The organism is Streptosporangium sp. NPDC000095 (assembly GCF_042899335.1).
Lineage (GTDB): Bacteria > Actinomycetota > Actinomycetes > Streptosporangiales > Streptosporangiaceae > Streptosporangium.
Window position 1 is genome coordinate 284,884 of the sequence record NZ_JBIAZS010000013.1, and the last position, 20,046, is coordinate 304,929.

17 protein-coding genes are annotated in these 20,046 nt (G+C 70.1%); 6 read left to right on the forward strand and 11 right to left on the reverse strand.

Annotation, left to right across the window (positions count from 1 at the left end; all coding sequences use genetic code 11):
• Positions 1–161 precede the first annotated feature (161 nt).
• The 5 genes from ACFY3V_RS27690 to ACFY3V_RS27710 all read right to left on the reverse strand — a co-directional run bounded on the left by ACFY3V_RS27690 (position 162) and on the right by ACFY3V_RS27710 (position 5,229).
• Positions 162–1,019: a maleylpyruvate isomerase family mycothiol-dependent enzyme gene (locus ACFY3V_RS27690; protein WP_362904953.1), complete on the reverse strand. Its 858-nt coding sequence runs from the start codon at positions 1,017–1,019 to the stop codon at positions 162–164.
• A 206-nt stretch (positions 1,020–1,225) separates the two neighbouring features.
• Positions 1,226–1,987: an SDR family NAD(P)-dependent oxidoreductase gene (locus ACFY3V_RS27695; RefSeq protein WP_389777562.1), complete on the reverse strand. Its 762-nt coding sequence runs from the start codon at positions 1,985–1,987 to the stop codon at positions 1,226–1,228.
• Between the two features lie 209 nt (positions 1,988–2,196).
• Entirely contained in the window at positions 2,197–3,189 is a 993-nt protein-coding gene (locus ACFY3V_RS27700; protein WP_362904957.1) for a sigma-70 family RNA polymerase sigma factor, read from the reverse strand.
• 54 nt (positions 3,190–3,243) lie between these two features.
• Positions 3,244–4,071: a hypothetical protein gene (locus ACFY3V_RS27705; protein ID WP_389777567.1), complete on the reverse strand. Its 828-nt coding sequence runs from the start codon at positions 4,069–4,071 to the stop codon at positions 3,244–3,246.
• A gap of 303 nt (positions 4,072–4,374) precedes the next feature.
• A complete protein-coding gene (locus ACFY3V_RS27710) occupies positions 4,375–5,229 on the reverse strand; it encodes a helix-turn-helix domain-containing protein (RefSeq protein ID WP_389777570.1) in 855 nt (284 codons plus the stop codon).
• Between the two features lie 153 nt (positions 5,230–5,382).
• On the opposite strand from ACFY3V_RS27710, the gene ACFY3V_RS27715 reads away from it, so the two are divergent.
• The gene (locus ACFY3V_RS27715) at positions 5,383–5,988 is read left to right on the forward strand and encodes an NAD(P)H-dependent oxidoreductase (protein ID WP_362904965.1); all 606 of its coding nucleotides are present in this window, start codon (positions 5,383–5,385) and stop codon (positions 5,986–5,988) included.
• A gap of 75 nt (positions 5,989–6,063) precedes the next feature.
• On the opposite strand, the gene erm is transcribed toward ACFY3V_RS27715, so the two are convergent.
• Positions 6,064–6,759: an ErmE/ErmH/ErmO/ErmR family 23S rRNA (adenine(2058)-N(6))-methyltransferase gene (gene erm, locus ACFY3V_RS27720; protein ID WP_389777607.1), complete on the reverse strand. Its 696-nt coding sequence runs from the start codon at positions 6,757–6,759 to the stop codon at positions 6,064–6,066.
• 500 nt (positions 6,760–7,259) lie between these two features.
• Positions 7,260–8,576 carry a GH1 family beta-glucosidase gene (locus ACFY3V_RS27725; RefSeq protein WP_389777573.1) on the reverse strand — a complete coding sequence of 439 codons (1,317 nt, stop codon included), beginning with the start codon at positions 8,574–8,576 and terminating at the stop codon, positions 7,260–7,262.
• 70 nt (positions 8,577–8,646) lie between these two features.
• On the opposite strand from ACFY3V_RS27725, the gene ACFY3V_RS27730 reads away from it, so the two are divergent.
• A complete protein-coding gene (locus ACFY3V_RS27730; protein WP_350949292.1) occupies positions 8,647–9,303 on the forward strand; it encodes a TetR/AcrR family transcriptional regulator in 657 nt (218 codons plus the stop codon).
• Positions 9,304–9,391: 88 nt separating this feature from the next.
• Here the strand turns inward: ACFY3V_RS27730 and ACFY3V_RS27735 are convergent, their stop codons facing one another.
• The gene (locus tag ACFY3V_RS27735) at positions 9,392–10,330 is read right to left on the reverse strand and encodes an aldo/keto reductase (protein WP_362904971.1); all 939 of its coding nucleotides are present in this window, start codon (positions 10,328–10,330) and stop codon (positions 9,392–9,394) included.
• Positions 10,331–10,604: 274 nt separating this feature from the next.
• Between ACFY3V_RS27735 and ACFY3V_RS27740 the strand changes: the two genes are divergently transcribed.
• Together ACFY3V_RS27740 and ACFY3V_RS27745 are read left to right on the forward strand one after the other, a co-directional pair.
• Positions 10,605–10,961: a MerR family transcriptional regulator gene (locus ACFY3V_RS27740; protein ID WP_362904973.1), complete on the forward strand. Its 357-nt coding sequence runs from the start codon at positions 10,605–10,607 to the stop codon at positions 10,959–10,961.
• Positions 10,962–11,299: 338 nt separating this feature from the next.
• Entirely contained in the window at positions 11,300–12,760 is a 1,461-nt protein-coding gene (locus ACFY3V_RS27745) for a penicillin-binding transpeptidase domain-containing protein (protein WP_389777578.1), read from the forward strand.
• 84 nt (positions 12,761–12,844) lie between these two features.
• Here ACFY3V_RS27745 and ACFY3V_RS27750 read toward each other — a convergent pair whose 3' ends face one another.
• On the reverse strand, positions 12,845–14,722 hold the full coding sequence (locus tag ACFY3V_RS27750) for an ABC transporter ATP-binding protein (RefSeq protein ID WP_350949288.1): 1,878 nt from the start codon (positions 14,720–14,722) through the stop codon (positions 12,845–12,847).
• Between the two features lie 216 nt (positions 14,723–14,938).
• Here ACFY3V_RS27750 and ACFY3V_RS27755 point away from each other — a divergent pair, with 216 nt between their 5' ends.
• On the forward strand, positions 14,939–17,446 hold the full coding sequence (locus ACFY3V_RS27755) for an ATP-binding protein (protein ID WP_389777582.1): 2,508 nt from the start codon (positions 14,939–14,941) through the stop codon (positions 17,444–17,446).
• A 121-nt stretch (positions 17,447–17,567) separates the two neighbouring features.
• Here the strand turns inward: ACFY3V_RS27755 and ACFY3V_RS27760 are convergent, their stop codons facing one another.
• Both ACFY3V_RS27760 and ACFY3V_RS27765 read right to left on the reverse strand, forming a co-directional pair.
• Positions 17,568–18,551 (reverse strand): hypothetical protein, encoded by a 984-nt coding sequence (locus tag ACFY3V_RS27760; protein ID WP_389777585.1) that lies wholly within the window; start codon positions 18,549–18,551, stop codon positions 17,568–17,570.
• A gap of 64 nt (positions 18,552–18,615) precedes the next feature.
• Positions 18,616–18,810, reverse strand: a complete 195-nt coding sequence (locus ACFY3V_RS27765) for a hypothetical protein (protein WP_389777588.1) — start codon at positions 18,808–18,810, stop codon at positions 18,616–18,618.
• Positions 18,811–19,186: 376 nt separating this feature from the next.
• On the opposite strand from ACFY3V_RS27765, the gene ACFY3V_RS27770 reads away from it, so the two are divergent.
• Entirely contained in the window at positions 19,187–19,984 is a 798-nt protein-coding gene (locus tag ACFY3V_RS27770) for an APH(3'') family aminoglycoside O-phosphotransferase (RefSeq protein WP_389777591.1), read from the forward strand.
• The last annotated feature ends 62 nt before the right edge of the window (positions 19,985–20,046 follow it).

The window sequence follows — 20,046 nt, forward strand, 5'->3', positions numbered from 1 at the left end:
CCTGGATCGGCCGATGATTTCCGTGATCTTCTGTGATCTTCCGCGACGCTCGGGAGCACCGCGACGGTGCGCGGGTCCGCTCGGCGAACCCGCGCCTTCCCCCGGCCCGGGACACGCTCGGCGAACCGGCGTCTCTCACCTCGGCCCGGGCATGCTCGGGATCACGTGTCTTCGGGATCCTTGGGCCTCATGACGGTGGACAGCTTGGAAAGGCCCTCGACGGCGGCGTTCGAGACCCCGACGATCTCGGCGAGGGAGGGGCCGCGCCCGGAGAGGCTCCCCATCACCGCCTCGAACGGTCCGTCGAGGTCAGGGGGCGAGGCGCTCGCGGCGGTCACCCTGACGTCGTCCTGACGCCCCGAGATCTCGTACACGCCGTCGGGGCTGCCCACGAGCTGGAAGGACACCTGTGGGAGGTCACCGATCAGCGCGGCGACACCTCCGGCGAACAGCAGGCCGTACAGGGCGGCGAGGCGCTGAACGGTGACGTCCGGCGGGCCGTCCGTCCGCAGGGTCCGCGACAGGTCGCGCTCGTGGAGCCAGGTGTCCCACAGCACATGCAGGGACCGCACCGACCACAGGGTCTCGCGACCCGCGACGTTGCGCTCCAGGGAGGCGTCGCCCTTCTCGATTCGGGCACCGAGGCTGTCGTACTCGTCCTCCGTCACCCTCAGGAACGCCTCGACCGTCTGCTCGGGGGACCGGCCCGCGGAGTCCTGGAGCCACAGGTCGGGAGTCGAGGCGGGATCGAACGATCCGAGCCCGTTGAAGCGGGTGTACCCCGACTGGCCGGTGAGCTCGGCGACGTGATACTCCGCCACATCGACGATGTGGCGGACGACGTCGTGAACGGACCACTCCGTGCAGTGCGTCGGAGCCGCCCAGTCGGACGGCGTCAACTCGGCGAGGCGACCGGCGAGGCTCCTGCGCTGCGTGTACAGCGCCTCGCGCATCACCTCTGGGCCGCAGCTCAAGCCCGCCCTCTCGGTGAGTGTCAGCCGGGTCGAATCAACGCTCACGAAGACTCCGCTCATTTCCTCGGGGGTGCGCAGGCTATCCGGGGGGATTCGCGCCTGTCGAGGATCTTCGCGGTCATCCGCTCCTCGAACGCGTCACCCGGGGAAGGCCACTGGTTCGGCCTTCCGCCGCCGTCGAGCCGCCTCCCCGATCAGCCGCCTCCCCGATCACCGGTGGACGCGACGCCGCCGGCCGCCGAGCGTGATCGTCAGTCCAGGACCGCGCCGCAGGTGATGTTGAGCGCCGTCCCCGTCAAGGTGCGTCCCCGGTCGGAGGCGGCGAAGACGGCCACGTCGCCGACATCCTCCAGCGACGCCGCCCGCCCGATCAGGGTCTGCCCGACGATGTCCCGCACGATGTCCCCGCGCTCGTCGAAGTGGGCGGGGATCGTCTCCGGCAGGCCACCGGTCCGCAGGGTGACGACGCGAATCCCGTGAGGCCCGAGCTCGACGGCGAGCTGGCGTCGCATGGACTCGACCGCGTCGAACGAGGTGAGCAGACCTCCCAGGTGGTAGCGGCGCGTCGCGTTGTGGTCGCCCGCCCCGCCGAAGAACATGATCACGCCAGACCGCTGCCCGATCATGTGCCGGGCGGCCGCGCGCGAGGTGAGGAACTTCGAACGTACGGCGGTCACGACCGGGCTCAGGTAGTCCTCCAGGGACATGTCGACCATCGGCGTCCCCTGCACGTCCGTGTCCGCGATCACGTTGAGGGAGACGTCGATGCCTCCCGCCTCCGCCACGACGGCGGCCGCGTGCTCGTCGACCGACCTCTCGTCCAGCGCGTCGACCTCGGCGACCTCGGCCGCGCCTCCCGCGGCCCGGATTCGGTCGGCGACCCTCTCCAGGGGCGTCAGGGTCCGTCCGGCGAGAAAGACGCGTGCGCCTTCGCGGCCGAACGCGCGGGCGACGGCACCCCCGACCGAGCCGCCTCCGCCGTAGATGATCGCGTTCTTGCCCTTGAGCGACATGGTCCGCCTCCTGTGGGTCGAATGGGTCGTGTCGCCGCGTACAACCCGTGGAGGGCGCCGAACTCATCGCCCGGCGTCGAGATTCGCCCGGCACCGAGGCCGCCCGGCGTCGAGGCCGCCTCATGAGGGGATCATCCGGCGCCGAAAACGCTTCACCCGAGATCGCTGCACACCGAGCTCGCCGCACGCCGGAAGCGATGGGTGCCGGATCAGTCCGCGATCTCGTCGGGGAGGCCGAACATGGGGAAGATCTCCGGCGTCAGGAACGAGACGACCTCGGCGATCCTCGTACCTCGCGGTGTGAGCAGGTCGAGCCCGGTCGCGACGTGGACCTTCCTGCCCTCGTCCCACATGTAGGTGCCGAACGCGAGCTGCCCGTTCGCGGACGTCGGCAGGAAACGCCACCGGCCGGCCAGCGGCCCCTCGATCAGGAAGGCCCTGATCCTCTCGCGGCCCTCGTACCATTCCGGCAGCGGTGGCATCGCGTATCTGGCGTCGTCGGTCAGCATCGCCACGATGGCCTCGACGTCTCCCGCCTCCCACGCGGCGGCGTACCGATCCGCGATCTCCCGGAGCTCTTTCCCGTCCGGGGAACGCCGGTCGATGTCGGGAAGCCGTGGGCCGAGGGCCTTGCGGGCGCGCTGCAGCGCGCTGTTGACCGACGCGACCGTGCTCTCCAGCAGGTCCGCGACCTCGCGCGCCGAGAACCCGAGGACCTCACGCAGGACCAGGACGGCCCGCTGGTGGGCCGACAGGTGCTGGAGCGCGGCGACGAAGGCGAGTTCCATGCCTTCGCGGGCCATGTAGCGGGCCTCGGGGCCCGGTCGCCCGTCGGGGTACGGCTCGATCCACGAGGTCTCGGCGAGCGGCGCGGCACCCGGGCCGAAATCGGTGGGGAGCTCCCGGCGGCCCCGGCGTTCGATCAGCGTGAGGCACCGGTTGGTCGCGATCTTGTACAGCCACGACCGGATCGAGCCTCGGTCCTCGAACCGCCCCAGGCTCCGCCAGGCACGCACCAGCGTCTCCTGCACGGTGTCCTCGGCGTCGTGGACCGATCCGAGCATCCGGTAACAGTGCGCGTGCAGCTCACCGCGGAACGGCTCGACCAGCTGCCCGAACGCGTCGGGGTCCCCTTTCCTCGCGGCGTCCAGAAGCCGTGCTCCGGGCGCGTCCGGCCCGGACTTCCCCTCGATCTCGCTCATCTCGCGGAACCTACCGGCGAGCCCTGACAGTTCGCCGGGCGGTGCTGCGAGGGGTCAGCAACGGTCGCGTTTGACGCAGGTGGTCGAGGCGTTGAAGAACTGCCAGATGCTGAACCTTCGTACGTAGAGGGGGGCGGAGGCCCGGCCAAGCACCTTGATCCGCCTGATGCCGGTCTGCTTGTTCATCGTGACCTTCACGCACGTCAGGCACGCCCCGTGGTATCCCGGCAGGACGAAGCGGGAGATGGTCGCGGCGCGGTGCCCCAGCCCTCGGTTGGAGAGTCCCAGCCCCACCTCCCGGTAGATGCGCCTCGACCCCTTGAGGTTGAACGCGCCGGAGCCGATGATCGCGTGGTTCGAGTTCGGGGGGCAGTGTACGAATATCCGGACGCTGCTGGCCTGGCGGGGCCACGTGGGGACGACGCGGAGCGAAGGGACTTTTTTCAGCCACGGGGGGATGGTGTTCCTGCCGCCGAAGGGAGGCAGCCAGACCGTGCTCTTGGTCTTGCTCTTGATGGTCGCGGTCGCGGTCGCGGTCGAAGTGGCGTTCACGGTCGCGGTGGCGCTGGCGGTGGCGCTGGCGGTGGCACTGGGGGTTGCCGTGGCGAGGGGGGTGGGGGTGGGGGTGGGGGTGAGCGTGGGAGTCGGGGTGGGCGCGGCCTTGGCGCCGGCCGTGGCGACCGGGGTGGGGACGGCTCTGACGCCGTTCGTGGCGACGGGTGCGGGGGTGGGGGCGGCGTTGGCCGCGACGGTCGGGGTGGGGAGGGCCTTGACGTCGACCCTGGCGGCCGGCGCGGAAGTGGGCGGGGCGACCGGCTCGGCAGGGGCGCTCGGGGCGGCCATGAGAGTGGTGGCCACTCCGATCCGGATGGCGAGACGCATGCGCTCCTCCTGTCTGACGCCCGGGTCGCTGTACGGTCGTCACGTGGCGTGACGTGGGTGTCGGTGGAGGGGATCCGCCCGGCGGTACGAACCGGATGGGAGCATCGCGCGTGCGCCCTGACCAGGCTGATCGTCTCGATTATGCCGGTTGTGACGCAGGGTGGGGGGAGCCACGCTGGTACGGACCCGATCGTGGTCGTACGCGGGTATGGTCCGCTTCCCCGGCGGGTGACGTCTCCCGTGCCGGATGATCCGTACGACCCGGGTGGACGCACCGCTTTCCCGGCGGCGACGTGTCCCGCGTCAGCCGGACACCGCGCGCAGCGCGCCCGGTCGGCGGCCGGTGAGGCGGTCGAGTGCGGCGGCGGTGGCGTCGTCGGCGGGGAGATGGACGATGAGGCGCTGGTCGTCGTCGACGGGTAGTTCGAGGGTTTCGTACGCCAGGCGCAGCTCACCGGCGTCGGGGTGGACCAGCCGCGTGACGCCGCTGGACTTCGGGAGACCGGGCAGGGTGTCCACCCGCCCGGCGAAATCCGCCCCGGCGGTGACGGCGAGCTCGTCGGCGAGCGCGGCGATGTGCCAGTCCGCCCTGAACGGTCCCTGCTTGAGCGCGGCGACCTGTTCGTCGGCGACATGCTCCCAGCCGGGGTAGGCGGTCCGAGCCCGGCTGTCGGTGAACACGAAGCGGGCGAGGTTCGGCGGATCGCCGTCCAGCAGGCCGATCGGCCGCGCCAGCCGGTCGTACCCCGTCGTCCAGGCGAGGATCTCGCTCAGCCGGTTGAGCAGCAGGGCGGGGGCGGGCTCCAGCCGGTCGAGCAGTGCCCGTATGGTGGGGCGGACCGCGCGGGCCGGCGTCGGCGCGTCCATGCAGGTGAAGCCGCCGTCGGTCGACTTGGAGAGCCGGTGCAGGTGGACGCGTTCGCTCGTGGTCAGCCGTAGCGCGGTGGCGAGCGCGGAGAGTACGGGGGTGGACGGGCGGCGGTCTCGTCCCTGTTCGAGCCGGGTGAGGTATTCGACGCTGACTCCGGCGAGCGTGGCGAGCTCGGCCCTGCGCAGGCCCGGCGTGCGGCGGCGGGGTCCGGTGGGCAGCCCCACCTCGGCGGGGGTGACGGCTTCACGGCGGATGCGCAGGAACATGCCCAGCTCGTTGTCGCTCACGTTTCGAACGTAACAGGCCGTGGCCGCCGTGGTCGTGGCCCTGCCACTACCAGTCTCGGCCCGGTCTTCCTGGTCTCCGCGCCGCCCGGCAGGTTGGGGGACGTGACCCTTCCGGTCACCCATGAACCCGTATCTCCAGCAGGGAGCACAGCCATGCCCAGTGAGACCCTCGACCTCGCAGTGATCATCGGTAGCGTGCGGCAGGAACGGTTCGGCCCCGTGGTCGCGAACTGGTTCGTCGAGCGGGCCGAGCGGCACGGCCGGTTCGCGGTGGACCTCGTCGATCTGGCGGACACGCACCTGCCGCTGGAACTGCCGCCCCTGCCGCCGGCGCTCGAACCCGACATGCCCCGTCCCGCCGAGATGGCGGACCTCACCCGGCGGATCGACGCGGCCGACGCGATCGTCGTGGTGACGCCGGACTACAACCGCAGCTTCCCGGCCTCGCTGAAGGCCGCGATCGACTGGCACTACACCGAGTGGGAGGCGAAGGCGGTCGGCTTCGTCGGCTACAGCGGGGGGAGCGGCGGCCTCCTCGCGATAGAGCAGTTGCGGCAGGTCTTCGGCGAGTTGCACGCCCACACGGTCCGCGACTACGTCAGCTTCCCCCGGTACTTCGAGCTGTTCGGCCCCGACGGCGACCTCAAGGAGCCCGAGAGGCACGACGCGAACGCGAAGACGATGCTCGACCAGCTTCACTGGTGGGGCTCGATCCTGCACGACGCCCGGCGCGACCGCCCGTACGGCGCCGAGGGGTAGGCCCCGCGCGAACAGCCGTCCGCCGGGGCCCCGGGGCCGGCCGATGGGGCGGGCCGGCCCCGGGGTCCCCGGGTGTCATCGGTGAAGCAGCTCGAAGAGCGTGAGCCACCGGTCGGGATGGACGAACGCCACCACGGTGTCGCGGTCGACCCGCGCCTCCGCGAACGCGGCGTCGACCCGGTGGGGCGCGTACCGCATCCGCAGCGAGGCGTGCAGCGAACCGCCCAGCCCGGTGAAGCCGTACTCGACGAACTCCCGCCAGGCCGCGTCCCGGCCGCCGGGCAGCAGCGGGACGGGACGCGACTCGATCCGCAGGATCGCGGAGTCGACGGCGGGCACCGGCCGGAAACTCGCGCGGCCGACGTGGCCGAGCAGCTCCCAGGAGTGGCCGGGCCAGGTCAGCACGGTCAGCCTGCTCCAGCGGCCGAAGTCGCCGGAACGCTTGCGCGCGTACTCCAGCTGGGTGAGCAGGGTCGCCGAGGTGAGCGCCGGTGCGCGCAGGCACCAGTCGACGATCTTCGAGGTGATCGAGTACGGGATGTTCCCGGCGACCGCGAACGGCTCGCGCGGGACCCTGGCGGTCAGGAAGTCGCCCCTGACCACCTCGATCCGGTCGTCGTCGCGGGTACGGGCGGCGAGTTTGCCCGCGTGCAGCGGGTCGATCTCGTACGCCACCACCCTGGCGCAGCTTCCGGCGAGGGCGAGGGTGAGCGCACCCTCTCCCGCGCCGGGCTCCAGGACCAGCTCGTGCGATCCCGCCGCCTCGGCCATCCGCCGCACGGCGTGCGGATCGACGAGGAAGTTCTGCGAGAGAGTGCGTCTGGCGCGGTCGCGGTCACCGCGGCCACCGCCGTTTCTGACCTTTCTCTGGGTGTGTGAATGGTTTCCGTGCGCGAAGGAGTGCGCCACAGCTTTTCGCCCTTTCGGGTCCGAGGTGAAGGAAGGTCTCGGAGGCCCTGGGCGCGCTCAGGAAACGCGTGCAGAACAGAAAAAGAGGTGAACGCGGTCCCCTAGCGGGCCGAAGGCCGGCTGTGGCGGGGACGGATCACGTAGCCGGCCATCTGGCAGGCGAAGTACAGGCACATGGCCCTAGACGGTACGACCCGTCTCGTTTTGTCGCAACGGGTTTTCCTGCGGCGCGGCACACCGGGGTCGGCTCGTGAAAGGGCGCCCCGGCGCCTCGCGGGCGACGAGGGGATCCGGCGCGGGCGGTGCGGAGGTCGGCGTGGGCGGCGCGGCCGGGTGCGGTGAGGGGCCGCCCGCGCCGTGCGTCACGACGGGGAGGGCGCGCCGCGCGAGATGCGGTCGCGCAGCCAGTGGTAGGAGGCCTTCGGGGTGCGCGTACCGGTGGGGAAGTCGACGTGCACGAGCCCGAAGCGCTGGCTGAAGCCCTCGGCCCACTCGAAGTTGTCCAGCAGGGACCAGACGTAGTAGCCGCGCACGTCCACCCCCTCGGCCCGCGCCCGCCCGAGGGCCTCGATGTGGCCGTCGAGGAAGGCGATCCTGCCCTGGTCGTCCACGGTCCCGCCGGGGCCGGGCTCGTCGTGCTGGGAACAGCCGTTCTCGGTGACGTAGACCGGCGGGAGCGCGTCACCGTACCGGGCCTTGAGACCGCAGAGCAGTTCGCGCAGGCCGTCGGGGACGACGGGCCAGCCGAAGGCGGTGGTGGGGTGGCCGGTGACGCCCACGTCCTCGAAGGGGAGGCCCTCACCGGTGGGCGCGCCGATCCGAGTGGGGTTGTAGTAGTTGATACCGATGCCGTCGAGGGGGGCGCTGATCAGGTCCAGGTCGCCGTCGCGCACACAGTCGAGGCTCACCCCGTACGCGGACAGGTCGGGATAGGCGCCGAGGAGTACGGGGTCGTTGAACAGGCGGTTGTGCAGGGTGTCGTAGGCGTCGGCGGCGGCGAGGTCGGCGGGGTCGGGGGAGGCGGGCCAGACCGGGGTGCAGTTGTTGGTGATCAGAACCTTCTCCGCGCCGCGTGCCCTGAGCTCCCGCACGGCCAGGCCGTGCCCGAGCAACTGGTGGTGGACGGCGGGCAGCGCGTCCAGGACGAGGGTCCTGCCGGGGGCGTGGGTGCCCAGGGCGTAGCCGAAGACCATGTGGATGAAGGGCTCGTTCAGGGTGATCCACAGGGGGACCCGGTCGGCGAGCCTGTCGGCCACGGCCGCGGCGTACTCGGCGAAACGGTGGGCGGTGTCGCGGTTCAGCCAGCCGCCCTCGTCCTCCAGGGGCTGGGGCAGGTCCCAGTGGAAGAGCGTGGCCGCGGGGACGATGTCCTTCTCGTGGAGCGCGTCGACGAGCCGGTCGTAGAAGTCGAGGCCCGCCCGGTTGATCGCGCCCTTGCCGTCCGGCTGGACGCGAGGCCAGGCGATGGAGAAGCGGTAGGAGTTCACCCCGAGATCGGACATCAGCCCGATGTCCTCCGGCCAGCGGTGGTAGTGGTCGCAGGTCACGTCGCCGGTGTCGCCGTCGCGGACGCGGCCGGGCTCGTGGGAGAAGGTGTCCCAGATCGAGACACCTCGTCCGTCCTCGGCGACACCGCCCTCGATCTGGTAGGACGCGGTCGCCGTACCCCACAGAAACATCCCGACCTCCAGATAGCGCGAGTCTGGCTCATGTTAATCCCTCGGTCTGTCCGTGGGGGATGATGGGGAGATGACGAACGTCTCCGGGGGAACGCTTCGCCGTCGGCCCGCCCAGCGCCGCAGCCTGGAACGGGTGGAGCGCATGCTGGACGAGTGCGCGCGACTGCTGGACGAGGTCGGCTACGAGGCACTGACCACCAAGGAGGTCGCGCGCCGCGCGGAGGTGCCCATCGGCACCTTCTACCAGTTCTTCCCCGACAAACAAGGACTTGTGCGCGCGCTGGCGCTGCGCAACCTGGAGGCGTTCCTCGGCCGGGTCACGGCCAGGCTCTCCGAGGTGCGGCTGTCGGAGTGGACGGAGATGGTCGACCTCGCGATCGACGAGTTCGTCGCGATGAAGCGGTCCACGCCGGGCTTCGGGGTCGTCGACTTCGGGGAGGTGCTCGCCACCCCCGGTGGTCCCGCCGTCAAGGGGACCAATCGCATGCTCGACGCCGCGCTGGAGAACAACGCCATCGTGGCCGACCGGCTCCGTACGATCATCGTCGAGGTGGTCGGTGCCCCGATCGGACCCGAGCTGGACCGGGTGCTCTTCGTCGCGGTGGAGGCCGCCGACGCGGTGCTCAAGCTCGCCTTCCGCTCCCTGCCCGACGGGGATCCCGACCTGATCGTCGAGTGCAAGCACCTGGTCCGCCGCTACCTGTCGGCGCACCTGCCCCAGGACTGACCCGCCCTTCCCCCTGCAGACGACGGCCGGTTCCGCCGGCCCGTCAGCGGGGCCGGCCGGCGAAACCGTCCGTCGTCGGCGGGTGCCGTCAGCGGGCGGCATCCAGGCGGGCGCGGTGCTCGTCGTCGAGCTTGAGGTCCAGGGCGCCCAGGGCCTCCTCCAGCTGGGCGATGGAGGTCACGCCGACGATCGGGATCGTCCTCACGTCACCGCCGATCAGCCAGGCCAGCACCACCTGGTTGACGGTCGCGTTCAGCTCACCCGCGATCTCCCGCAGCACGGCGAGCCCGCGCGTGGTGCCCGGGTGATCATAGATGTCCTGGATCGGGCGGTCCTCGCGGGTGTAGGCGCCGAACATGAGCGTGTTGTACGCCCACAGGGTGAGGTCGGACTCCGAGCGCAGATAGTCGAGCATGTCGTCCTGGGCCAGGACGTGGCCCCCCTCCCGCAGCGACACCCCGGGCCGGGGACGCAGGTAGGTGTGGCGGAGCTGCACGTTCGTGTAGGACGGCCAGCCGTTCGCCCGCGAGACGGCGCGGGCGCGCTCCAGGCGCCAGGCCGGTACGTTGCTCGCGCCGATCTCGCGGACCTTGCCCGCCTGGGCGAGCTCGGCGAAGGCGCCCAGGGTCTCCTCCAGGGGAACGGAACGGTCTTCGAGGTGTGCCCAGTACACGTCGACGTGGTCGGTGCCCAGCCGGCGCAGGCTGCCCTCGGCGGCGGCGGCGATCACCGGGGCGGACAGGCCCTCGGCGGAGTCCAGGGTCCGGTCACCGGGGACGGTCGGCCGTCCGCCGCACTTGGTGCTCAGCAGTATCCGGTCGCGGTTGCCCCGGGCGGCCAGCCAGCGGCCGATGGCGAGTTCGCTCTCGTCGCCGGTGGCGCCCTCGTTCCAGAACGGGTAGTTGTTCGCGGTGTCCAGCAGGGCGCCTCCGGCGTCGACGAACCGGTCGAGAATCGCGAAGACGGTCTTGTCGTCGACCGTCGTGCCGAAGGGGATGGTGCCCAGAGCGAGGGGGATGTGAGTCATGGGCACCACCTTGAATGCTGGAGTGAACTCCAGGGCAAGTGGATGGCCGGGAAATGATGGAGAAAAACTGTTTGTGAGGGCCGGGGGGGCATAGGTAGGGTTATGCGTGGTTTATCCCCTGGACTCTCTGCAGGTGGATATGACAAGGCTCTGAGCCGGTGTGGGCACACCGGATCGGGGCCGTTTTTGGTTGTGCCGATTCGTCGGTGGCGACAGGTCGGCAGGGGCGACTTTTCGGTTAGGCGGTTATTCGATGGGGGCCACGAGTGTGAGTGTGTACACACCGAGACAGGTGGTGGAGGAGACCGGCTTCAGCCTCGACACGCTCCGCTACTACGAGCGGATCGGGTTGCTTGAGTCGATCGACCGCAACGCGGCCGGGCAGCGCAGGTTCACCGAGAAGGACGTCGGCTGGCTCGGTATGGTCCGCTGCCTGCGCGACACCGGCATGCCGGTCGCGGAGATGATCCGCTTCGCGGAGATGATCAGGGAGGGCGACCACACGGTCCACGACCGGATCGCGCTGCTCGAAGCCCACGACCGGCGGGTGCAGGAGCAGGTCGAGAACCTGCGCGAGCGGCAGCGGGCGATCCGGAACAAGATCGCGTACTACCGCTCGGTGGCCGACTAGAAACCGCGAGGCCCGCCCTGGCGGGAGGTCGGGGGCCGCGCGGCCCACGCCGATGGTGGGCGATAGGCCGCGCGGCCCGCTTTGGTGGCAGGCGGGGGATCGCGCGGTCCGAGTCGATCCGCCCTCCCCCGAGAAGCACGCGGCCCGCGTCGATCCGCGCCGTCGGCGGCCGCGTGTCCAGGTCGGTGGGGAAGGGGGCGGCCGCGCGGTTCGTATCGGCGTGACCCCTGAGGTATATGGCCGTTCAGAAGTCGTACGACGGCTTTGCCCCCGGCCGAGGTGCCCTTTTCGGTCCGGCTGTTAAACCGGTATCGAGGTCGGGTGTCCGGGGAGGGGTAATGATCGCACCGCGGGCACGCCGGATCAACATTCCGCTGCGTCACGTCGCTCTGATGTGCGGGGGGATGATGTTCGCCCTTCTCGCCAATGTGACCTACCTCCAGGCGCTGGACTCCGAACGGCTCAACGAGGACCCGCGCAACCGGCGGACGATGATCGCGCGCATGGAGAACCCCCGGGGTGGGATCCTGCTCCGCGATGGCACGGTCGTCGCCACCAGCCGCAAAGCAGGGAAGGCCGCCTACCGGTACCGAAGGGTCTATCCCGGCGGTCCGCTCTACGCCACGATCACCGGGCACTTCTCGCTCCGCGGCACCGGCGGCGTCGAGCAGGCCGAGGAGGCGCTGCTGTCGGGCAAGGACCCCAGGGTGAAGGTGCACGGGCTGGTCGAGGGCACCCGCGACGGCGCCACACTCAGGCTCACCGTCGATGGCGCTGCCCAGCGGGCCGCGTACGACGGGCTGCGCGCCACGGGAAGGCCCGGCGCCGTCGTCGCGATCGATCCTCGCACCGGCGCGATCCTCGCCATGGTCTCGCTGCCCTCCTACGACCCGAACCTCTACGCGAGCTTCGACGCGGCCATGCTCGACATGACGGACAAGCGGCTGCGGGGCGACCCCGCGGACCCGCTGCTGAACCGGGCGATCCAGCGGACCTACCCGCTGGGATCGGCCTTCAAGGTCATCACCAGTGCGGCGGCGCTCGGCTCGGGACGCTACGACCTCGGCACCCACGTCGGCACCCCGCCCTCCTTCCATCTCCCCGGCGCCGGCACCCACCTGCGCGACGGCCGCGCCGCCTGCGGCGACGTCGACCTTCCGCTGCTCCAGGCGTTCAGGCTCTCCTGCGACACCCCCTTCGCGAAGATCGGGATCGACCTCGGCCAGGACGCGCTGCGCGAGCGCGCGGAGGCCTTCGGGTTCGACACCGACGACCTGGAGGTGCCCATGCCGGTGACCAGAAGCGTCTATCCCGCCGAACTGGACGACGCGCGGACCGCGATGTCGGCCCTGGGACGGTCCGACGTCCGGGCGACCCCGCTCATGATCGCGATGATCGCGGCGGCGGTGGCCAACGACGGCTCGCTGATGCGTCCCCATCTCGTGGACGAGGTCCGCCTCGCCGACGGCACGGTGATCGACGTGACCGAGCCCTCGCCGTACCGCCGCGCGGTCGGCGCCGAGGAGGCGGAACGGCTCACCGAGATGATGATCGCCACCACCGGCAAGGAGGGAACCGGTACCGCCGCGGCCTTCCGGAGGACGAAGGGTGCGGGGAGGACCGGCACGGAGGAGAACGTCCCCGCAGGGGAGGACCACGCCGTCTTCAGCGGCTTCGCCCCCACGGTCTCCCCGCGGATCGCCGTCGGAGTGCTGGTCGAGGGCGGCGGCCCCGACCGGCGGGCGGCCTCGATCGCGAAGGGCGTGATCGAGGCGTTCCTCGGTGGTCAGGCCGAGTAGGTTCCGGCCAAGGGCTGACGCCGGACCGAGAGCTCCTCGATCCGGGGATGGTTCTCACGGCGATCACCGGGCGGACGCGGGTGGTCAGGCCGAGTAGGCCCTCGCCTGGAGGCCGTAGAGGTCGGCGTAGAGGCCGTCCAGATCCATGAGCTCCTCATGGGTGCCGTGCTCGACGACCTCGCCGTGGTCGAGGACGTAGATCCGGTCGGCGTAGCGGACGCTCGCCAGCCGGTGGGTGATGAGCAGCACGGTGCGCCCGTCGGCGTGCCGCCGGATGCGTTCGAACAGGGCGTGCTCGGCGCGGGCGTCCAGGGCGGCGGTGGGCTCGTCGCAGATCAGCAGCGGAGCGTCCCTGTGGAACCCCCGGGCTATGGCGATCCGCTGCCACTGGCCGCCCGACAGCTCCTGGCCGTCCTTGAACCGCCGGTCGAGCAGGGTGCCGTAGCCGTGCGGCAACTCGGCCACCACCCGGTCGGCGCCCGCGACCTCGGCCGCCGCGACGAGCGCCGGCTCCCCCTTGTCGGTACCCATACTGATGTTGTAACGGGCGGTCAGCGGCCAGCGCGTGTGGTCCTGGGCGATGACCGCGATGCGAGTGCGCAGCTCGTCGGGATCGACGTCCGCCAGGTTCGTGCCGTCCCAGCTGACCCGGCCGCTGTCCGGTTCGTACAGCCCCGACAGGATCTTGGCCAGGGTGGTCTTGCCGGAACCGTTCTCCCCGACGAGGGCGATCACCTCCCCCCTGCCGATGGTGACCGTGAGCCCTCGGAGCGCGGGCTCCGTGGCTCCCGGGTAGGTGAAGACGACGTCCTCGGCGGTGATCCGCTCGAAATCCTCCGGCGCCCGCGCCGGGCGTCCGGTGGGCAGCCCGCTCTCGGTCTCGACGCAGAAGTCGAGGAAGTCGGTGAAGTACAGGCCCTCCTCGTAGAGGCGGTTCGTGGCGTGCATCAGGTTGGCGAGGTAGGTCTGGCCGGAACGGATCGCGAGCACCGCGGTGCCCGCGACCGCGAGGGGGACCGCGCCCATCGCGAGCAGCACACCCAGGGCGACGTAGACCACGGCCGTGCCGACGCCGCCCAGCGCCTCGCCCACCACCCGCGCGAGGGCCTGGCGCCGTGCCAGTCCGAGCATCACGTTCTGCTCGGCCGTCGCCACCGCGTCGTACATCCGCATCAGGAAGCCGCGCATGGTGAACGAGCGCACCTCCGCGGCCGGCTCACGATCGGCCAGCAGCTCCGCGATGATCCATTTACGGCGCCTGGCCGGGATCAGGGCGTACATCGTCGTGTAGCGCATGCGCGCCGCGCGGACCGCCGCCCACGCGTCGGGGAGCACAGCGAGCACCAGCAGCGGCAGCAGGACCGGGTGCAGCACCCCCAGCACGCTCGCCGCGGCGACGATGCCGATGAGCGCGGTCAGCGTGTTGATCGCGGTGCTAACCACCTCGTCCGCGACGTCGACCCCACGCCCCCTGGCCCGCTGGAGCGCGTCGTGGAATTCGGGGTCGTCGAAGGACGCGAGGCCGACCCGGCTGGTCAGCCCGTACAGACGTTCCTCGGCGATCCGGCCGACCTGGGGTTCCAGTCGCGACTGTGCCCAGCCCGCGCCCGCCTGCGTGAGGGTACGCAGGGTCGCGGCCACCCCCACCAGGATCAGGCTGGGCAGGGCGGCCCGCACCCGCTCGGGGGTCGGTCCCGCCTCGAACAGCGCCGACAGCACCCCCGTCGTGGCGAACAGCCCGAACGCGGTGAAGATCCCGCCCAGCAGGCTCAGGGTGATCGCGACGACGGTGTCACGGGGGTCGGCCAGCCACGCCAGCCTGACGGCCTGCGACACCAGCGCGGGAAGCCTGCGAGCGATGGTGAGGAAGCCGACCTTCGCCATCTTGTCGGTGTGGGCGTACCAGCCGGAGACGCTGATCTCGCCGATCTCGGGAGCTTGGTCGGCAGGGGAGTCTGTCATGGGAGCAGTGTGAGTCGACGCGTCGGTGATGGCCATCGGATGGCCGGGGGCGGCCAAGGCCGGGCGGGACGATCCACGCGGGCGGCCTGACGAGAAGCCCTTCCCTTCGAGGAAGGAGGAGTCGCAGGCGAGAAAAGGTGCTAAGAGTTGGGCATGGTTCGGTAATTGATGTCACACTTTCTGTGACGGTTCTATCCGCGACCTCGTTAAGAGCCGATGACCCAGGACACCGCACACGCCTCCCTCACCGGAGGCAACCTCCCCCTCGAACCCAACGGTTTCGTGGGGCGTGAAGCCGACGTGGAAGAGCTCATCGACCTGCTGGGTGTCGCCCGGGTGGTGACGCTCTGCGGTGCGGGCGGCATCGGCAAGAGCAGGCTCGCGGTCCGGGTCGCGCGCCAGGTGGCGGAGGATTTCCCCGGTGGCGTCTGGCTGGTCGAGCTGGCCGACGCGGTGCGCGGCGACCAGATCGAACCCCGGGTGGCCGCCGTGCTCGGGGTGAAGGCCGAGCCGTCCCGTGCGCTGGCCGACACCCTGATCGACGCGCTCGGCGACCGGCGGCTGCTGCTCGTCATGGACAACTGCGAGTCGCTCATCGAGGAGGCAGCGAGGTTCTGCCGCGCCGTGCTCACCGTCTGTCCCGACGTGCGCGTGATCACGACCAGCCGCGAGCCGCTCAGGGTGGCGGGGGAGACCGTGTGGCGGGTGCCACCGCTCACCCTGCCCAGGGGGGGCGACCACGACCTCGGCACCGGCGAGGCGGTGCACCTCCTCCTCAACACCAGCGAGGCGGTGCGCCTCTTCGCCGACCGCGCCACCGCCGCCTCGCGGGCCTTCTCCGTCACCGAGCAGAACGCGGCCGACATCGTCGGGCTCTGCGAGGCGCTCGACGGGATGCCGCTCGCGATCGAACTCGCCGCGGCCCTGTGCAGGGTGCTGACCGTGGAGCAGATCAACGCCAGGATCAGGGACAGGTTCCGGCTGCTGTCCGCGGGCGACCGGACGGCCCCGGCCAGGCAGCAGACGCTCAGGGCCACCGTCGACTGGAGCTACCAGCAGCTCAACGAGCCCGAGCGGATCCTGCTGCGCCGGCTGGCGGTCTTCACCGGCGGGTGGACGCTCGACATGGCCGAGCAGGTCTGCGCGGGCAACGCGCTGTGGGCCGAGGACGTCCTGGGGGTGCTCTGTGACCTGGTCGACAAGTCGCTGGTCCTGGCCGAGGCCCAGGTGGCCGGCGAGACGCGTTACCGCATGCTGGAGACGATCCGCGAGTACGCCGTCGAACAGCTCGACGCCTCGGGCGAGGAGCCCGAGTTCCGGCGGCTGCACCGCGACCACATGATCGAGGTCGCCGCCAGGATCCACCGGACGATCGTCCGGCGCCCCCGCCCGACCTGGCCGGAGATCTGCCCGATGCTGGTCATGCTCGACGAACTCCAGGCCAACGTGTGGGCGGCGGTGCGCTGGTCGGTCGAGTCCGCGGGCGACCCGGAGAGCGCGCTGCGCCTCCTCGTCCTGCTGCGCTGGCCGATCATCGCCGGAGGGAGGTTCACCCCGGCCGACAAGTGGCTCGACCGCCTGCTCGACGCCGCACCCGAGGAGCTGACGCCGTGCGTGCGCGGCGACGCCCTCGCGTTGCGCGGGCAGGTGGCCTTCGGGCAGGGCGACCCCGACACCGCGCAGATCGCCTGCACCGCCGCGGTCGGCCTGTGCCGCGAGGCGGGCCTGTACGGGCCGCTCAGCGGCGCGCTCGCCATCCTCGCCTGGGTGGCCATCTATCAGCGGCGCCCCGAGAGGGTCAGGTCCCTGCTCGACGAGGCGCTGGAAGCCGTACGCACGGTCGACGACCCCTGGCACGAGACGGTCATCCGTTCCATGGAGGGCACGTTCGCGCTGTCCGAGGGCAGGGCGAAGGAGTCACAGCGATCCTTCGAGGCCGCGCTCGCCATCGCCCACGAACTCGACAACCACTGGGCCGCGCCGGTCGCCCTCATCGGCCTCGCCCAGGTCGCCTGGCTCCGCGGCGACCTCGTGGAGGCACGCGTCCGCTACGAGCGCGCCCTCGACATGCTCCAGGACATCACCGCCCACTGGCAGGCGATCACCTGCCTGTCGGGGCTCGGCCGGATCGCGCTGGCCCAGGGAGACCTCCCCACCGCGCGGGTCAGGCTGATCGAGAGCCTGAGACTCTGCATCGGGACCGGACAGCGGCTCGGCGTGGCCCGCCGCATCGAGACGCTCGCACAACTCGCGCTCGCCGAGGAGGACGACCGCCGGGCGGTGCGCCTGGCCGGGGCCTCCGCCGCGATCAGGAGCGCGATGAGCGGCGCCGTACTGCCACCCGGGTTCGGGGCGCGGATGGAGGAACTGCTCCAGCCCGCCCGCGCGCGCCTCGGTGACGCGCTCGTCGCCCAGCTGTGGGCGCACGGCCAGGAGATGTCCCAGGAACAGGCGGTCCGCTACGCGCTGCAGTTCGACGAGCCGTCCGAGGCGCCCCTGCTGCTCGGCAAGCATCCGGTCGCGGCCCCGCTGACCACGCTCACCTGCCGCGAATGGGAGATCGCCGAGCTGATCGCGAGGGGGATGAGCAACAAGGCCATCGCCGACGAGCTGGTGATCAGCCCCGCCACCGCCGCCAGGCACGTCGCCAACATCCTGGGCAAGCTCGGCTTCTCCTCCCGCACCCAGGTGGCCACCTGGGTCATCGAGCAGAACCGCCCTTAGTGCTGTGACCGGAAAGGTTCACCGGGTCGCTGCTCGCGGTGGCCAGGCTCGGGCGGGTTGGATGTGAGTCATCAGATCCGGTTCAACGTGGTGACGCGCCAGCCGAGATCCCGGACGAATGTCACCATCCCCAAGGGTTCGTCGTCGCTCCCTCGACCCGGAAGGCCGTGGTCCGGCGAATGGGGATCGAATCCGGGCCCACGAAAACTGTGACCGTATATTCGGCCAGTCCGGCGTATGAGCGGGTGGCCGCAGGTTCGTCGAGCACCGTCAGTGCGACGCCCATGAAGTCCTCCGCTCCTAGGACTTCGGGCCCAGAGTCGATGGCGAATTTTTTGGGAATCCGAATCGTTGTGCGCGAGAAGCTTCCCGGCTCCAGCGGGACATCGGCCGGCAGCTTCAAAGTCAGAATCGGCCCCTTGTTGCAGACGGCTGTTCCTTCGACTTCTCTGACAAAATCGTCTGGCTTGCCGACCTCGTCTACCACGGCCACTGCTCCCCGGATGGCGGCGGTCCCGACGCCGCCCAGGCCGACTTTCATTTCTTCGATCAACGCATAGGCAGGATCTCCACCGGCGGAACAGAGGCTGCCGTTGTTGCAGCCGTTGAGGCTCCCGAACGAAGGACGAGGACTGGGATTGTCTTTCTTCGCCTGCAGAACGAGTTCCATGCGGTTGGCCATCAGCTTCTTGTTGGCGCGGTTGAAAAGAGTGGCCTCTACCCGGTAGGCGGTGTCGGACCGGGCGATGCTTACATTGGTGATCAGGACATCCCGGCGGATGTCGGGGTAGCCGAGGATCGTGTGGAGGAAGTAATCTCGGCTTGGTGGCGTCGTCAAGCCGTCCAGGCACATCAGGAGCAAGAAAGTGACGGCGAGGGCGAGGCCTCCGCGTAAATGTGGATATCGGATGCCACCGTCTGCTGTTCTGGCTCGCCAGATGTAGACCAATCGCATTGAGATCGCGGCAGCCGCGATCAGCAGAAGTGCGATCATGGAACTCGTTCTATCGGTGGTTGTAGCCGCGATGATGGCGGTCAGCGTTCCGATCGCCCCGAGGAAAACCATGAGCCGGTCAAGCGTCCGCTGACCCTGATCTGATGACATACATCAAGTCTAAATTTCAGAAGTCGTTTCACGCTGAACCGTTTCCTTCCTCACCGGGATGCCGTCAGCGTCGCGAACGAGGCGAAGACCGGATGGGGTGTTCCAGATCGAGCGCGACCATGTGGGCCGGGGTCGGCAGGTGTTCAGACATCGCGACATCGACGTGGTATTCGAGAATCTCGGTGATCGCATACATCTCATTGGGTCCATTTCGTGCGCCCAGCAGAACAGGAGGTGAAGCCGTGACGTAGCGGCTCATCTTGGTCTTCGTAAGCTCGTCGTCGCTCGCCGCTGAAAGGCCGGTCCGGGTAGCTGCCAGGAGGCCCGGTAGCAGGCTGGCGGTTTCGTCTGGAAACGGGCGGGGTCGAAGCCCGGCGTCAAAGGCCCTGTAAGAAGGGGAGCGCCCCCCTGGCCGCCCAGCGCCGCGAACGCGCCCGGATCCGCAGCGAAAAGGGCATCCGCTTCGGCGGACGCCCTTTCCCACTCGCCGCGTGATCACCCAACCCGGTGAACGCATGTGGTCACAGCACTAGGTCGTTTCGTTCGGATCTCGCTTTGCTGCACGCCGGGTACGTGGTAAAGGCAGAAGTTCTGCGGTCCCGGGCCGATATGCCGAGCTAGCTAAAGTGGTCGCCATGAGTGATCATTCCGGACCTCAGGCCATATCGCCGGTGCTGCTCAGCGTGGGTAGTGGCGACTGGTTGCCTGTCACCGCGGGCGAGTCGGGAGCCGCTGTCTTTCGCAACGCGGACGCCACCCGATATGCCAAGTGCGTGCCTGCTGCGGATGCAGCCGACCTGAAGGCCGAGCGTGACCGGGTCGCATGGCTGAACGATCAGGGTGTACCTGGTCCCCGGGTGCTCGACTGGCACTCCGGTGACGTGGGCGCCTGCCTGATGACCAGTGCCGTTTCCGGCATATCTGCTGATCAGGTGCCCGCTGAGAAGCTACGGGTCGCCTGGGAACGCATCGCGGACGCGGTCCGCCGACTGCACGAGGTGCCGGTTCCGCAGTGCCCATTTCGCCGGGACCTGGACGCTATGGTCGCCGTGGCGCGCGGCGTCGTGGCCCGTGACGCCGTCAACCCGGAGTTTCTCCCCGTCGAGCAGCAGCACACGCCCCCTGGGGAGCTACTGGACCGCCTCACCCGGCAGGTGCCACGGCGACGGGAGCAGGAGGCCGCCGACACGGTCGTCTGCCACGGGGACCTGTGCCTGCCTAACATCATCCTCGATCCGCGGACCCTGGACGTGTCAGGCTTCATCGACCTGGGCCGCCTTGGACAGGCCGACCGCTACGCGGACTTGGCGCTGCTGCTCGCCAACGCACGAGAGACATGGAAAGACGAGGAGCGGGGGCGGGCCGCGGACATGGCGTTCGCCGAGAGGTACGGCATCGCCCTAGGTCCTGTTTTGTGGATCAGTAGAAGGTGAATGGTGCGGCCCGCGTCTTGGGCCTCGCCGGGTCTTCGCGCTGCGCGCGTATCACGCTCGGG

Bases quoted from the DNA above. Each gene is read 5' to 3' on its own strand.
- ACFY3V_RS27735 (WP_362904971.1), bottom strand. From the start codon at position 10,330: ATGACTCACATCCCCCTCGCTCTGGGCACCATCCCCTTCGGCACGACG.
- ACFY3V_RS27725 (WP_389777573.1), bottom strand. From the start codon at position 8,576: ATGTTTCTGTGGGGTACGGCGACCGCGTCCTACCAGATCGAGGGCGGT.
- ACFY3V_RS27750 (WP_350949288.1), bottom strand. From the start codon at position 14,722: ATGACAGACTCCCCTGCCGACCAAGCTCCCGAGATCGGCGAGATCAGC.
- ACFY3V_RS27770 (WP_389777591.1), top strand. From the start codon at position 19,187: ATGAGTGATCATTCCGGACCTCAGGCCATATCGCCGGTGCTGCTCAGC.
- ACFY3V_RS27755 (WP_389777582.1), top strand. From the start codon at position 14,939: ATGACCCAGGACACCGCACACGCCTCCCTCACCGGAGGCAACCTCCCC.
- ACFY3V_RS27705 (WP_389777567.1), bottom strand. From the start codon at position 4,071: ATGCGTCTCGCCATCCGGATCGGAGTGGCCACCACTCTCATGGCCGCC.
- ACFY3V_RS27695 (WP_389777562.1), bottom strand. From the start codon at position 1,987: ATGTCGCTCAAGGGCAAGAACGCGATCATCTACGGCGGAGGCGGCTCG.
- ACFY3V_RS27760 (WP_389777585.1), bottom strand. From the start codon at position 18,551: ATGTCATCAGATCAGGGTCAGCGGACGCTTGACCGGCTCATGGTTTTC.
- ACFY3V_RS27715 (WP_362904965.1), top strand. From the start codon at position 5,383: ATGCCCAGTGAGACCCTCGACCTCGCAGTGATCATCGGTAGCGTGCGG.
- erm (WP_389777607.1), bottom strand. From the start codon at position 6,759: ATGGCCGAGGCGGCGGGATCGCACGAGCTGGTCCTGGAGCCCGGCGCG.
- ACFY3V_RS27745 (WP_389777578.1), top strand. From the start codon at position 11,300: ATGATCGCACCGCGGGCACGCCGGATCAACATTCCGCTGCGTCACGTC.
- ACFY3V_RS27765 (WP_389777588.1), bottom strand. From the start codon at position 18,810: ATGAGCCGCTACGTCACGGCTTCACCTCCTGTTCTGCTGGGCGCACGA.
- ACFY3V_RS27730 (WP_350949292.1), top strand. From the start codon at position 8,647: ATGACGAACGTCTCCGGGGGAACGCTTCGCCGTCGGCCCGCCCAGCGC.
- ACFY3V_RS27700 (WP_362904957.1), bottom strand. From the start codon at position 3,189: ATGAGCGAGATCGAGGGGAAGTCCGGGCCGGACGCGCCCGGAGCACGG.